Source organism: Flavobacterium sp. MK4S-17, from assembly GCF_009848495.1.
Classification (GTDB): domain Bacteria; phylum Bacteroidota; class Bacteroidia; order Flavobacteriales; family Flavobacteriaceae; genus Flavobacterium.
Window position 1 is genome coordinate 1 of sequence record NZ_WWEP01000022.1, and the last position, 2,007, is coordinate 2,007.

2 protein-coding genes are annotated in these 2,007 nt (G+C 33.4%); one reads left to right on the forward strand and one right to left on the reverse strand.

Annotated elements, in window-relative coordinates; translation table 11 throughout:
- Positions 1 to 607: T9SS type A sorting domain-containing protein (locus GSF09_RS09020; RefSeq protein WP_159800623.1), on the forward strand; the 607-nt coding region annotated here is incomplete at its 5' end.
- Positions 608 to 1,004: 397 nt separating this feature from the next.
- Here GSF09_RS09020 and GSF09_RS09025 read toward each other — a convergent pair.
- The gene (locus tag GSF09_RS09025) at positions 1,005 to 1,766 is read right to left on the reverse strand and encodes a hypothetical protein (RefSeq protein WP_159800624.1); all 762 of its coding nucleotides are present in this window, start codon (positions 1,764 to 1,766) and stop codon (positions 1,005 to 1,007) included.
- Positions 1,767 to 2,007 lie beyond the last annotated feature (241 nt).

Here is a 2,007-nt window from a genome sequence, read left to right on the forward strand (position 1 = left end):
ATGGGCTGAAAATGGTACTACATATACAACAAGCGGAACATACACCAATGTTACAACTAACGCTTCAGGATGTACCGACACGGCAATATTAAATTTAACCATAAACAATTCGGAATCCCCGGTTGGTGAATCGTCCCAGGTAATAACCGGCGATGTTTCCGGTGATGCAACAATCTCTGATATTATTATCAGTCCGTCAACTGTTGTGTGGTATGCTTCTGAATCGGATGCAATATCACATACAAATCCGTTGAGCGGCACTACAGCTTTGGTTAACGGTGCTACTTATTACGCAGTCAATACAACTAGCCAAGGCTGTAGCAGCACTCCATATCCAGTAACGGTTTCAGTGTTATTGGGTACAAGTTCTTTTGATGATACACAGTTTAGCTTTTATCCAAATCCAACTTCAAACGTGCTGTACCTTAAATATGTAAGCACAATTAATAGTATAAGTATAAATAATATACTGGGACAGGAACTATATTACAAAGCGATAAATGCGAAAGATGCAGTAGTAGAATTTTCGAATTTACCATCAGGAAACTACTTTGTTAAAGTAACTAGCGGTGATTTAGTGAAAACTATTAAAATCATAAAAAAATAAAGTAATTGCTCAATATAAAATCCCAAATTCCGATGAGAGTTTGGGATTTTTTATGACCATTTTTTATTGATTCCCTAAACGGCGATGCAAAATGAATTTACTGTATTGACAGGCGGATGAAATGCAATTAGGCAGTAAATTAAATCTATCTAATTATAAGAAAATAGATAAGCATAAAAAAGGACAAAGAGTAAAAACTTCTTTGTACTTTGTGGTGGGGTGTCAGGGACTGCAATCGAACACCTAATTGCAATTTTGACGTTTTTTGGAAATTTACAATGATTAATTTGAAACGATTTTACATATTGATTTTAATACTAGAATTGAATCTAAAAACTGGTTTGATTTCAGCATTAAAACCCAAATTTTACAAACTGCTGTTGGACACAGCTATTTTCTAATGGAGTGATAAATATTTGTTTGTGTCAGTTGTTAGTCTATCCACCAACATTTCTTGAATTTTAGATTTATTGTCTCCGTCCATATCTTCTGTTATTTTCAACGCTAAACTTATGTTTTGTGTAATAACTAATTTTTGATGATACTGAGACATTTTTAAAATTGTTTTGTTATATAAATAAAAGAAAACTGCAGCTATCAATTCACTTACAACTCCTGCTCCTGTCGTTACATATGCTGGACTTGTCTTGTCAAAAAACATCATTATTATTCCAATAATAACTATTATAAGACCTGCAACTGAAGCAAATGATGCAAGTCTAAAGCTTTTATCCGCTTGTTCCTGAGTCTGTAAATAATATTGATCTAAATATTTAAAATTTATCTGTACCAGCTTTGTAAAGAAGTTTTCCGATATGTTTTCTTGAAGTTCTTCTGTCCCGTGTTTAACTAACTCTAATTCAATTCTTCTGAGAGCATTTGATGTACTCATTCTTAAAATTGTCATTGGATATGCATATGTAAAACAACCGAAAAGAATTCCAATAAATATGTATGGAATAACTCTTTCAGGAGTTATTGAGTGAAATGAATTCATACTAAAAAAGCTGTAACCTCCGATTCCGCCAATTACTATTGCAAGTAACCATCCCCACCAGGTAAAACTTCTTAAGCTTAATCTCTGTTGGTATAGTTCTTTTTTTTTCTTAAGAACTTCTACAGATTCTTTTTCTGTTTGGTCGTTTATATTTGTTTCCATAGTTTGTTTACAATTATACCTAACGTTTTACCACTTACTTAAGACGAGCTTTAAGGGCGTCAAGCTACCATTAATTAATGAAAAAAACGAGTTTCTTTTAAGAAAAATCAGCTAAACAATTGTGAAGTGTTTAAAAAAAAACAAAGCCATTGGATTCCAATGGCTTTGTTTGTCTTTTGTGGGCGATGAGGGATTCGAACCCCCGACCCTCTGGGTGTAAACCAGATGCTCTGAACCAACT